An 11,859-nucleotide genomic window follows, 5' to 3' on the forward strand; every position below is an offset into this window, starting at 1 on the left:
GCTACGCCTCGAAATGCCTAGTTTTGCGCTATGTCCAACTTTCGCGAATTTTTCCGCAAATACGGCCAGTACATCCTCTCCGATGGCTTGATGTACTTGATATTCATCGTCGCGCTAGGCTTGATGTTTTTGTTTTTCGGGTAGAGCAATACCGGAGTTTATAGACTATCCCCCCGCAGCTTTCTGAACCGCTTGCGGGCTTCGGCTACGTAGATGCTGCCCGGATATTTCACCAGAAATTGGTTGTAGAGCGTTTTCGCCTGCTCTTTATCCTGCAGGTTCTCTTCCTGAATGCTAGCCAGCAAAAACATGGCGTCGTCGCTTAGTACGTCGTATTTGGGGTTGCTCGTGATTTTCTCGAGCGTAGCCACTGCGGCGCGGTAGTCGCCGGTGCGGCGCTGCAACTGGGCCTTTAAGTACCATGCGTCGTCTTGCAGGGCGTGGCCCGGGTACTTCTGCAGCAGCGCATCGAGGCCGCGCAGCGCTTCGGGGAGTTTGTTTTGAAACACGAGTTGCTCCACGGTGGCATAGTCGCGTAGCGCCACGCCCGCGGTGTCCATAGCCGTGTTGTCGGTGATGAGCAGGCTAAGCTGCATGGCATCGTTGGCAATCTCGCGCGTGGTAGCTTCCTTCAGAATATCGAGGTGGCTTTTGGCCAGTTTGAAGTCACCGGCGAAATAGCTCAGGCGGGCGTTGCGCAGCTTGGCCTCGTACCCCAGCGGCGAATCCTTGTGCGACTTTTCCACCTGCGAGTACAGCAAGGTGGCTTCCCACGGCTCGCCCCGCAGCAAATAGATATCTGCCAGATTGATCTTGGCCTCATCCACTACCTCGATGCTGGCGCGGGGCATGTCAATGACTTCTTGCAGCAGGGCTATGGCCTTGTCCTTCTCGTCGAGCTGGAACGCGTGCAGCACGGCCATGCTACGCAGGACGGGCGCGGTCTGGGGCGTGCGGCCCAGCTCGGTGAGTACCTGCTGGTATTCCACTAGTAGCTCGCGGATTTTAGCGGGGTCTACGGGGTAGGTTTCGCGGACTTGCGCTTCTCTTGACTGCACCAAGCGTTGGCGCGCGGAAGCGTAAAAAGGCCCGCCCTTGTACTCGCGTAGCACATATTCGTAGCCGCTGATAGCGGTTTCGTAGTCTTTGTTGTATTGGGCAATAGAGGCCAGATCCATCACGCGGCTTCCTTCGGTGCGGCCACGACGGTCGAGGGCTTTGGCTTGCACCAGCGCCCCCGTGAAGTCCCGCCGCTGCACCTGCAGCCACAACAGCAACTCGCTGTACACGCTCCGGTCGGGGTACTTCTGCACGTTGGTTAGCAACTGGCGCTCCAGAGCATCAAAGTCCTTCTCGTTCTGGAGGCTGTTTTGCAGCATGTTGCGCACGAAAGGCAATTGCTGCTCGTCGTCTTGTACCAAGCGCAGAGTTTCCGCCATCAGCTTCTCGGTGTTGCCACTCTGCGTATAGAGCTGCACGAGCTGCGTGCTGAACTCCAAGTCGTTTTTGGCTAACTCCCGACCGCGCAGATATGTCTTCTCGGACCAATCAGGCAAGTTGCGGCGGCTGAACTCCGCCGCGACGGGCAGTACCTGTGCCGAAGTAAGTTGACTAACTACTTTTTCGTATTGCTTGGTAGCGGCTCCTTGGTCGCCGGAGGCTGCATAGAGGGCACCCAACGACACGCCATAGCCTCCCTCCTCGGGGTGTTGACGGATAGCGCGCTTTACTAGTTTCTCGGCGTCTTTGTAGCGCTTTAGCCCTTGCAAGGACGCGAGGTAGTCGGGCAGTATAGCAACTGAGGTTTGGGCATCGGAAGGCAGCTTACTGTAGAGAAAAGCAGCTTTCTCGAACTCTCCTTTGCGGGTGTACTCCTTGGCTAAAGAAACATTGCCCACCTCTTGTTGGGCCTGAAGCGGAGCAGCGCTGAGTAGCAGGAAAGAGAACAGCAGGCAGGGAAGGTGACGCATAGAAACAGGATAAGTTGCAAGTAGCAACGGACGTGAAAGCAAACGGTAGCGCCGTCAGATTCATTTCAAGATAAGCAGGAAATCCGACGCAATTCTGCCCAACTCTTTTATGCCTATACCTAACAAGGTCGTTCGATGATGCGCAAAGCGCAGACTTCGCGCTACAGCATCTGACGCCTGTGGGCCATAAAAAAAGCCGCTCCCGAAGAAGCGGCTTTTCTATTGCAATCAACAAGGTTTAGAAGAACTTGTTGCGCTCGTCTTTGATGTTGGCGTTGGCTTTCACGGCTTCGTAGATCAAGCCATCGGCGCGGGCTACCCGCTGGTCGGTTAGCTGCTTGCGCACGGCAACTATATCGGAAGGAGCGGAAGGCTTCTGTACACTTACTGGCTCTACGATCAGCACACCTTGCTCGCCTTGAATCGGGGCCGACTTCTGGCCGGGCTTCAAGCCGAAGGCTTTGCCTACTGCCAGTGGCTCGCTGCCAAGGCCTGGAATCGTGCCAGAACCTAGTACCACACCATCCGCCGTTTTCACTTGGGCAGCCGAACCATATGCTCCGGCAATTTGCTCCAAGGTGCCGGATTTGCCGTTTAGCTTACCGATGATCTGCTTGGCTTTTTCTTCGTTGCGCACGGCAGCCGTAAGCTCTGGCCGCAGGCTGGCTACGTCGGCAGTGCCTTTGGTCCGCTCGCCGGTCAGCACGGCTACTACATACTGGTCACCTACTTCGAATACCTCAGACACGTCGCCAACTTCGGTTTTCTTGCCGGCCGTACCGTAAGCCCACCGCACAATCTCGCGGGCGCCTTGCAGGCTGTTCACTGCCTGGTCGCCGCGGCCGAGGCCCTTGGCTTCCTGCTTCTGTAAGTTCTTTTCTTTGGCTACCACTTTGCGGAACGACTCCAAGTTGGTGGCTTCACCTTTCAGCGTTTGAGCCCGGGTATAAGCTGCTTCACGCGTGGCTTCCGAAGGCTCCATTCTTTTCTGCACGGTAGCCAACTGATACGTCTGCGTGGTTTTAGGCGCCGTGATTTTGATAACGTGGTAGCCGAACGACGTTTTAACCGGGTTGGGCAGCAAGCCGGTAGAAGTAGCCGCAAAGATGGCCTTTTCAAACTCGGGTACCATGCGGCCCTGCTGGAACCAGCCCAGGTCGCCACCAGTGTTTACAGTTCCGTCGGTGCCGTACTGACGAGCCATAGCAGCAAAGTCAGCACCGCCTTTAATTTCAGCCAATACCTTTTTGGCCTTGGCCAACGCGGCAGCCTCTGCCTCTGGCGTGTTGCCTTCAGGCTTAATAAGGATGTGGCTGGCCCGAGCCGAAGCCTGGCCGCCCGCCTTTTCACCGGTCACCTTCACCAAGCTGATCGTGCCATTCTCGGCATAAGGGCCATATACCTTACCTACCGTGAGGGGCAGTTGCTGACGCAGCTTCTCCGGCATATCAGCCGGTGACACGAAATTGCCATTGTAAGGCTGGTCGGAGTTAAGCTTAACGAAAAGCGAGTCGTTGGGCGCCGAGGCAAACTGGGTAGCCAATTGGGCAACCGTCTGCTGCACGGCCGCAGTGTCTTCCTTGGAAGCTACCACCGGAATGGTAACGTACTCGATGCTCCGACCGTCTTCCACTTTGTAGCGGCTCTTGTTCTTGTCGAGGTAGGCTTGCAACTGGTCGTCCGTCACCTTCACCGCCGAATCGGAGATAGAGAAGTACGGAACAAACAGGTAGCGCATGCTCGCGCGAGTGTTCTGGTTTTCGTCGAAGCGCTTGGCTTCGGCCGTGGTTACGTAGGTGCTAAGCTTGATCAGGTTGTTGTACTTCTGACCCATGCGCTCCGGACCCAAGTTGGCTTCAAAGTTCTGCCAAGCGGCTTGCGCATCTGGGGGCAGCTTGTCGAGGCCTTGCAGGTACTGAATGATTTTGGCGCGGTCGAACTGCCCGGTCTTTGGATCGGTGAAGGCCTGCCGGATGCTGGGGTGGATGTTGCGGCCTTGTACCATGTCCGTTAGCTCGTCGTCGGATACGGACAAACCGAGCTTATCGAATTCCTTTTGGAAGGCAATGCGGTAGATGGTCTGGTTCCAAGCCTGGTCGCGCAAGTAGCCCATAGCCTGCTCGTCGGGCTGGCGGCCTTGCTGCTGCACAAACGACTGTTTGGCTTGCTCTAACGCGTTATTGAAATCCGTCAGTTCTATTTTCTGGCCGGCTACTTCGCCTACTACGTTTTGATTGCCGCCAAACAAGCGGTTTTTCCCCCCTATCAGGTCGCCGCCCACAATGAAGAGCAGCATGCCAATGGCAACAGTACCAACGGCCCAGCCTGATTTTTCCCGAATCGTGTTAATTAATGCCATTTACTTGAAAAAAAGCACAGTAGGTTAAAGCGTAAAGAGTCGCAAAATAATCAGAAAAAGGCGAAAGGACGTCATGCTGCGCTTGGCGAAGCAACTGGCTCGTGGAGTGGAAGTATTTACCACGTGAGCCAGCTGCTTCACTAAGCGCAGCATGACGTTGTTCTATATTCTTATTTCCCCTAGCTCACTACCCCCGACGCTTGTTGCGCGGCACTCGCTTGGCAGGGGTGGTTGGTTGCTTCACTTGCGTTTTGGGCGCTTTCTTCTCTTCTTTCATCTTCAAATATCGAAATAGCATCACGCAGCTAAACGATATCATAAACAACCAATAGTTGTCGCGCAGTGCGTTTTTATCGTTTTGCAACACGGTTTGATAAGCACCAATTACAAACGAAACAACCCCTACCGAAAACAGAACAGTGCGCAACAAAGCTTTATCGAATTGCATGGCTGCTACTGAGGAGTGGTGGTAGCTGGCTCAACAATAAATTGGCCAGCAGGGCGCTTGAAGAGGTAACGACTGGTAGTCATGTTATAAAACAAGCCGTAGCCCGTCAAGGAATCGGTGGGCGTCACGAACTGCGCGAACGTAGCGGAGTCGGTGTAGACCACGTTTCGTTGCTTGTCGTAGAATAGCTCCTCGGTGTACATGCGCTGCTGCTTCTCCTCATTGTTTACTCGCACGTTGCCGCGCATAGTATAGAGGTTCTTCGCCTTCTCGTACTTACAGTACTTGCCGCTCAGCCTGTTCACCACTTTCTGCCCGCTTTTATCGAAGAAAGTTACCAGCAGCCCTTTGGGGTAAAGCTGGTCGCCATTCTCAAACTGCTGCTCGAGTGGAGCAGTGTACCGGATTTGCAGCTTGGCCGAGTCGCTGTACAACGTCAACACGTTCGTTGACTCCAGCAGCGGCCCGTTGTATTTCACTGGCTCCTTGGCTTGCGGCTCGGCTTTTTTGCAACCAGCCGCCAACGAACTTGCCAGCAGCAACAGCAAAGCCGCACGGGAAGGCAACCAGCACATCAAAGGGAAAGGACGCATAAGTAAGAACGGCAGCTTATTCAATCCGACGCTTAATAAACCAACGGTTGTTAAGCGAAATTCCCAACTGTGCCCGGATGTAGTCTTCCTTGATATTACGCTCTTCGGCACCACCAATCCGGTTCACGTCGACGTTGCCCCGTTGTCCGTAGGTGAAGGCCAAGCTAACCGTGGTAGCCTCGAGAGGCGAAGCCGACACGGGCAGTGAGAAACCCCAGCTAACGGCACGGTCATACAGGGTTTGGCCGGCAGGACGGTACGGCATCTGGGCCATGGAAATACCCACCCGGTACGTTACCCGTTTGAAATAATTATCAACGGAAGTTGGATCAGGAACGTACTCCCCGCCTAACGCTGCCCGAAACGTATTGCTCAAAGGCACAGCGGCGGTGCCGCCCTGCTGGTTGAACGACCGAAACTTCGACCATTCCTGCTGGGCTACATCGGCATTGATCGACCAGTTTTTATTGTTGTCGATGCTGATGCCAAACTGCGCTAGCGCAGGCACTACGGCATAGCCGGTTTCCTGAGCCAAGGTATCAGCCCGGGTGCCACTTACTTGGCTGCCATTGGCGTTTTGGGTTTCCCGAGTCCGCAGCCGTTCCCCGTTCAGATTGGTTTGGAAAGCATAGACGCCGCCCACGTTGTAGTTCAGCTTGTCGTTGAACTTGCCGCGGTAGTGCAGGCCACCCCTAAACTTGAAGTCAGAATAGTGGATATGGTCGATGTTTACCGCTCGGGTCTCGGTCAAGGAGTTAGCCACCTGCACCTGCGTACCGGTCGACAAATCAATGCTTCCAAAAATGTAGGAAGCCGTTAGGCCCGCCGACAAGCCTTTTGCCAACCGGATGCCTTGCCCGAAATACGCTTCTGACAAATCTCCCTGACCCAGGTAGCGTCTCTCAACCGGCGTCTGGTTTAAATCACTCAGCACGGTTGTTTGCACCGATTCGTAATCGACGGAGCTGAAGGGCTTGAGCCCGATAGCAGCTCCCCAGCGCGTGGAGAGCGGTACGGCCAATGCAAAATACCCAAGCGTGGCGCTACCCGTCTTCTGCGACTGCGTATTGTTGCGCACCGTTTTGTACTGGCTGTTCACGGCCACTTCCCACGTGGTGCGGTTCATGTAATAGAGCAAGGCCGGATTCAAATCGTTTACCTGCACTCCATTGGGTGCGGCCAGCCCGGTGCCTCCCATGCCCATTTGCCGGACACCACCGGCATTGAAATACGTGTCGCCTAAACCTAGGCGGGAGTATGGCGAATTGCCGAGCCGTTGGCCTTGGCTCCGGGTGGCAACTCCGAGACCCAACAGCGTTAGTCCCAGCAGCCCAGCGTATTTAGAGTTCAACATTGTAAGCTAATATGCGGTGGAGCCCTATCAACACAAGCTCCGGAATGGCAAAGATAAGGCCTTTCAACCGGGGTTGGAAAAAGCTAGCGTCGCCACCAGCCAATACAACTCCAAGTTCCGGAAATTGCTCCCGGTATCTGTCAATCAGCCCGTTCACTTCGGCAGCGGCTCCGTTGAGCACTCCACTCTGAATGGCTGCTGTAGTGGTGTCGCCAGTTAGAGGAATAGGAGCGTCCAAGTCAGCAGGCAATTCCACCAACGGCAGGCGGCCTGTAAACGTATGTAGCGCCCGAAACCGCAGTTGTAGCCCCGGTGCAATACTACCGCCCCGGAACGTGTGCCCACCTTCCACCAAGTCACACTTGATGGCGGTGCCCGCATCCACAATCAGCGTATCTTGGTTAGGTCGGCACCAAGCCGCTCCTACTGCCGCCGCCAGCCTATCGGCCCCAAGCGTATGCGGAGTTGCATAAGCATTCTGCAGCGGCAAGGGCGTAGTTGCTGGCTTGAACTCCAGTATGCTCCCTATCAGTTCTGCCTGCAGAAGGTTAATCCATTCCTGCGTAGCAGTTACTACCGACGACACAATGGCGTGCTCTGGCTTCAAGCGCCGCACCACAGCAATCAATTCGTTGGGCGTGCAATCCGTTGTTTCAAGCAATGCATCTTCCTCGAAGCAGCCATACTTCACAGCTGTATTTCCGATATCGAGAGTAAGAGTGCGCACAGATAAGCGAATAAGAAAGAACGAGTGGCAAGTGAGGAGGTAGCAGCGTAAGAGTTAGTTACCTACTATCTAGCAGCTGTCAAGTAGAAGAGAGTATTTGAGCAAGCAAGGTTGCGTTCCTCACGGAAATACTTTGGCCGCCTTGTTTTCTTACTCCACAGTCTGCAGGCTTCTACCTCCTCACCTATCACTTTTTACATGAAGTACTTCAGGCGGATAACTTCCTTTTCGTTCAGATAACGCCATTTGCCGCGGGGCAAATCTTTCTTCGTCAGACCTGCATACTGCACTCGGTCCAGCGAAACTACCTCGTAGCCTAAGTGCTCGAAGATGCGGCGTACAATGCGGTTGCGACCAATGTGAATCTCGATGCCCACGAAGTGCGCGTTGCCTGCTACTACCGCTACATCGTCCACCTCCGCTTTGCCATCTTCCAGTTCCAAACCAGCTGCAATCTGTCCGAGGTGCTCCTCGGTCAGCGGCTTGCTGAGTTCTACTTGATATATTTTTTTGTTGCGGTGTGAGGGGTGGGAGAGCTTCTGCGCTACTTCGCCATCGTTGGTGAAAAGCAACAGCCCTGTTGTGTTACGGTCGAGGCGGCCTACCGGGAAAATGCGCTCCTTCGAGGCCTCTTTCACCAACTCCATCACCGTGCGGCGTCCTTCCGGATCGTCGGTCGTAGTGATAAAGTCTTTCGGCTTATTGAGCAACACGTACACCAGTTTCTCCCGGTTGAGGTTGGTCTTGCCGTACTGCACGGTATCTGTAGGCTGCACTTTGTAGCCCATCTCGGTTACCACCTGCCCGTTCACCTTGATTTCGCCGGCGGCAATCAGCGCATCGGCATCACGACGCGAGCAAATGCCCGCGTTGGCAATGTAGCGGTTCAAGCGTACCTCACCGTCGGTATCATCTTCCTCACGGCGCCGTTTGTTGCCACGGGTTTTGTCTTGCTCGTAGTGTTTGAGGTTCTTATAATCGGGAGCTTGCCCGGCTACTTCACCGCGTTTCAACTTGTCGGCGCGGTTGGGCGTCGAGGCATCACGCCCCGGCCGATTATCGGGACGCGCTACGCGCTCCGGACGTTCTGCACGTTCGCCGAAAGGCCGAGTTGGACGGTCGTTCCTCTCGCCATATGGACGAGCTGGACGCGACTCACCAAACCCTTGGTTGTCGGGACGACTACCGTAGCCTCGCTCCTGCTGGCCACCGAAAGCACGGCTGGCACCGAAGCCACCTTCACGCCGCTCGCCGTAGTTCCGACTGCCAAAGCCGCTCCGTTCACCGGCGCTGCTGCCGAAGTTGCCTTCACGCCGCTCGCCATAATTACTCCGAGGCCGCTCTTCGCTGCTTTCGCGGCGGGCTGGGCGCTGCTCTCTATCCTCATTAAACTCCTCTGGGCGGCCCCGGAAATCGAATGGCCGAGCGGGCCGAATAGCCCGGTCTGGACCTAAGTTTTCCGTTGGGCGTGGCTCCCGGTTAAACTCTGATTCGCGCGGAGCAACTGGTGTTGGCTTGTCTTTTAGGTTAGGGTCGGTCTTGATAAACTTACGGTTCCGCTCACCAGGATTTCCGCGGGGTACAGCCTCTTGACCTTCGCGCCGATAAGGCTGCCCCTGCCAGGTCTTCTTGGGCTCAAACGGACGAGCCGGGCGCTCTTCGTTGTTGCGAGTGTAGCCACTAGGCCGCCGATCATCGTCGCGGCGCGGTGCACTGCGGTCGAACGACCGACTACCGCCTTCTTGCCGGTTGCTATAAGGCCGGCTGCCATTGTCGTTGTCACGGCCTCTATAGCCGCCTTCGCCCCCGCGGTTGAAACCACCGCTGGCTGGCTTACCGAAGCTACCAGAGCCGGCGCCAAACTTCTTGGGACCACCAAAACCACTGGGCCGGTCGCTGGTGCTGCGGCCGAAACCGGAGCGCGGTGCTGAACCGCCGTCGCGGTTGTTGTCGCCGAAGCGGGGGTTGCCGCCCGAACGCTCACGGTCATTGGCACCGCCAAAACGTGGCGCGTCGCCACGACCTGCGCGGTCGGCACCGGGCCGAGGCGTGTTGAATTTCTGATAAAAACCGGAGCCGGTGTTGCCGGAAGATGGCCGCTCGGTGCGGCCACGACGGTTAGGCGTATCGCCAGAGTTGTGCTTCTTGCCCATGGTTGCAAGTATGAGTTCCGTATCGCTACGGTACGAATGAGAAGTAGTGAATACTATAAGTTACGGCTTATTCGCTGCAAACGAAAGACCGCAGAAAACAGTGCCCGGACTAGCAGCCCGTCCTCCACGCATGGAGAAGCCGGCCGGTAGTCCGGGCATCGTGTACTTGCGGTTCGTCGTTAGTCGCGACGGGCCATTTTTGCTTCGATCGAATGCTGGGTGTGAGGAACTGCCCGCAGACGCTCTTTTGGAATCAGCTTGCCAGTGCCAATGCACACACCATAGGTGCTGTTCTTGATACGCACGAGTGCGTTTTCAAGCTGTTGGATGAATTTCATCTGACGCGACGCCAGCTGGTTCAGACTCTCCTTCTCGGCAGTGTCTGCCCCATCCTCGAGTACCTTCGACGACGAGGCCGTGTTGTCGGTACCTGAATCGTTTTTGCGGCTCAAGGTTTCTTTAATAAAAACAACCTCTTTGCGGGCGGCGGTCAGCTTTTCCTGGATGATTTGCTCGAATTCGGCCAAATCCTCCCTGGAATAGCGCATAGTTTCGTCACTCATGTCGGGTAAGAAAAAGTAAACTAGGATTGGACAATGAAGAGGCTGCCGGCAGAACCGACTAGATTCCTGGATGTGGCCTGAACAGCAATACAGGCAATTTAGTTTACCCGAATTTTATGTTATATCTGGCTTTCATCCAAACCAGGCTTTAAGACCTGGCTATTTTCGGGCGCAAAGCTACAATTTTGTCGGATAACTATTGTAATAATTCGCCGAAGCTTAACAATGGCGGCAATATGGATGAGCTTAGAAGCCAAGCATATGGATGGCTGCTACTGCACCTTCCACGCCTTTGTTGCCGTGCTTGCCTCCGGCCCTATCCCACGCCTGCTCTAACGTGTTTGTGGTTACCAAACCGAAGATAACGGGCTTGTTGAATTTGAGCCCCACGTTGGTGATGCCGTTGGCTACCGCGTGGCAGATATAATCGTCGTGCTTGGTCTCGCCTTTTATTACTACGCCCAAGCAAATGACGGCGTCTATCTCTTCGTGTTGCGCTAGAAGTTGCGCACCCAAGGTTAGTTCAAAACTACCCGGTACGGTATTGCGGAAGATGTTCTCTTCTTTGGCACCATGCTTAACGAGCGTATCGTAAGCGCCTTTGGCTAAGGTATCCGTTATCTCCCGATTCCACTCGGCTACCACTAAGCCAAAGCGCTTATCGGAAATGTCGATGAACTGGTCGGAGGTGTATTCGCTTAAGTTTTTCAGCGATGTTGCCATAGTAGGAATTGTTGCTTGAGTTCTTGCCTCCAAAGGTACTCTTGCCACCGATAGGGACACTATACCTGCTTGTTGATGATCTACTGGATAAAAGAAAAGGACGGTTCGAAAACCGTCCTTTCCCTTCTAGTTACGCCCATTCTCTTTGTGGAAGTCAAAGGCTACTTGCTAGCAGTAAGACCTTCTGCACGTGCCTTGTACTGGCGGGCTTCTGCTACCTCAAAAGAGTTAGGGTATTCCGTTAGAACCCGGTCGTAAGCTTTGGCCGCTCCTTCGTAGTTTTTGGCTAGCTCCAATGCGGTGGCTTGCTTCATTAAGTAACCAGGAGTGAACTGCTCGTTGGCGTTGTGATTGGCAGCTTTCTCATAGAAGTCTGCGGCCTCTTTGTACTTGTTCTGCTCTAAGTTGGCATCGCCTAGCAAGGCATAAGCCCGGGCTTGTAGCAGCAAGTCGTCGGACGAGAAATCCTCTAGGTAATCGGCAGCCGCCTTGTACTGGCCTTGCTTAAGTGCAGCTACACCAGCATAAAAGTTGGCTAGGTTGCCAGCCTTGGTACCGCTGTACTCATTAGCAACCGACTCCAGACCTACATACTGGCCGTCGCCCTTCATGGCTTTCTTCAGCGAATCAGCTTCCCAGTAATTCACGGCCTGGAACATGGCAGCTTGGGCCTTGGTGTCTTGTGAACTACGCCAAGTGAAAAACGCAAATGCTCCCACTACCGCCAGCACCAGCACTGTAAGCAAGCCGAGGAGGATGCCTTTCTTACGGCGTAAGAAATCTTCCGTCTCCACTAACCGAGTGGCCAGGGCATCTGGATCCTCTAGCAATGGATGCTCGGGGTTATAGCTTTCAATGGGTTGCAGCGGATCAGCCGCAACTTGCTGTTGAGGCTGACGAGCGCCGGGGGTTTTACCCGTATATGGAATCTTCGACATGAGGTAATTGCTAAGTCATCAACGGCCGGGG

General features: G+C 54.8%; 10 protein-coding genes. All 10 read right to left on the bottom strand.

All coding sequences use genetic code 11. The annotated features are described in order from the left end of the window. Positions 1-158: 158 nt before the first annotated feature. On the bottom strand, positions 159-1,970 hold the full coding sequence (locus P1X16_RS13530) for a tetratricopeptide repeat protein (RefSeq protein WP_277229746.1): 1,812 nt from the start codon (positions 1,968-1,970) through the stop codon (positions 159-161). Between the two features lie 238 nt (positions 1,971-2,208). Further along, entirely contained in the window at positions 2,209-4,329 is a 2,121-nt protein-coding gene (locus tag P1X16_RS13535; protein WP_277229748.1) for a SurA N-terminal domain-containing protein, read from the bottom strand. A gap of 187 nt (positions 4,330-4,516) precedes the next feature. Continuing rightward, the gene (locus P1X16_RS13540; RefSeq protein ID WP_277229751.1) at positions 4,517-4,777 is read right to left on the bottom strand and encodes a hypothetical protein; all 261 of its coding nucleotides are present in this window, start codon (positions 4,775-4,777) and stop codon (positions 4,517-4,519) included. 5 nt (positions 4,778-4,782) lie between these two features. Next, on the bottom strand, positions 4,783-5,370 hold the full coding sequence (gene lptC / locus P1X16_RS13545; RefSeq protein ID WP_277229754.1) for an LPS export ABC transporter periplasmic protein LptC: 588 nt from the start codon (positions 5,368-5,370) through the stop codon (positions 4,783-4,785). 16 nt (positions 5,371-5,386) lie between these two features. Beyond that, positions 5,387-6,724, bottom strand: coding sequence for a hypothetical protein (locus P1X16_RS13550; protein WP_277229758.1), 1,338 nt, complete (start codon positions 6,722-6,724; stop codon positions 5,387-5,389). Next, complete coding sequence (locus P1X16_RS13555) at positions 6,711-7,451, bottom strand: type III pantothenate kinase (RefSeq protein ID WP_277229762.1); 741 nt, start codon at positions 7,449-7,451, stop codon at positions 6,711-6,713. Before P1X16_RS13555 ends, P1X16_RS13550 begins: the two co-directional genes overlap by 14 nt. A 194-nt stretch (positions 7,452-7,645) precedes the next feature. Beyond that, a complete protein-coding gene (locus P1X16_RS13560; protein ID WP_277229764.1) occupies positions 7,646-9,604 on the bottom strand; it encodes a pseudouridine synthase in 1,959 nt (652 codons plus the stop codon). A gap of 179 nt (positions 9,605-9,783) precedes the next feature. Continuing rightward, the gene (locus P1X16_RS13565; protein ID WP_245120319.1) at positions 9,784-10,167 is read right to left on the bottom strand and encodes a TraR/DksA C4-type zinc finger protein; all 384 of its coding nucleotides are present in this window, start codon (positions 10,165-10,167) and stop codon (positions 9,784-9,786) included. Positions 10,168-10,413: 246 nt separating this feature from the next. Next, on the bottom strand, positions 10,414-10,890 hold the full coding sequence (ribH, locus tag P1X16_RS13570) for a 6,7-dimethyl-8-ribityllumazine synthase (RefSeq protein ID WP_277229769.1): 477 nt from the start codon (positions 10,888-10,890) through the stop codon (positions 10,414-10,416). Between the two features lie 161 nt (positions 10,891-11,051). Beyond that, positions 11,052-11,828: a tetratricopeptide repeat protein gene (locus P1X16_RS13575; protein WP_277229772.1), complete on the bottom strand. Its 777-nt coding sequence runs from the start codon at positions 11,826-11,828 to the stop codon at positions 11,052-11,054. Positions 11,829-11,859: the final 31 nt, after the last annotated feature.

This window comes from Hymenobacter sp. YC55 (assembly GCF_029433095.1).
Taxonomy (GTDB): domain Bacteria; phylum Bacteroidota; class Bacteroidia; order Cytophagales; family Hymenobacteraceae; genus Hymenobacter.

Excerpts from the sequence above, each read along its gene's own strand:
- P1X16_RS13530 (WP_277229746.1), bottom strand. The coding sequence starts at position 1,970 with ATGCGTCACCTTCCCTGCCTGCTGTTCTCTTTCCTGCTACTCAGCGCT.
- P1X16_RS13535 (WP_277229748.1), bottom strand. The coding sequence starts at position 4,329 with ATGGCATTAATTAACACGATTCGGGAAAAATCAGGCTGGGCCGTTGGT.
- P1X16_RS13540 (WP_277229751.1), bottom strand. The coding sequence starts at position 4,777 with ATGCAATTCGATAAAGCTTTGTTGCGCACTGTTCTGTTTTCGGTAGGG.
- lptC (WP_277229754.1), bottom strand. The coding sequence starts at position 5,370 with ATGCGTCCTTTCCCTTTGATGTGCTGGTTGCCTTCCCGTGCGGCTTTG.
- P1X16_RS13550 (WP_277229758.1), bottom strand. The coding sequence starts at position 6,724 with ATGTTGAACTCTAAATACGCTGGGCTGCTGGGACTAACGCTGTTGGGT.
- P1X16_RS13560 (WP_277229764.1), bottom strand. The coding sequence starts at position 9,604 with ATGGGCAAGAAGCACAACTCTGGCGATACGCCTAACCGTCGTGGCCGC.
- P1X16_RS13565 (WP_245120319.1), bottom strand. The coding sequence starts at position 10,167 with ATGAGTGACGAAACTATGCGCTATTCCAGGGAGGATTTGGCCGAATTC.
- ribH (WP_277229769.1), bottom strand. The coding sequence starts at position 10,890 with ATGGCAACATCGCTGAAAAACTTAAGCGAATACACCTCCGACCAGTTC.
- P1X16_RS13575 (WP_277229772.1), bottom strand. The coding sequence starts at position 11,828 with ATGTCGAAGATTCCATATACGGGTAAAACCCCCGGCGCTCGTCAGCCT.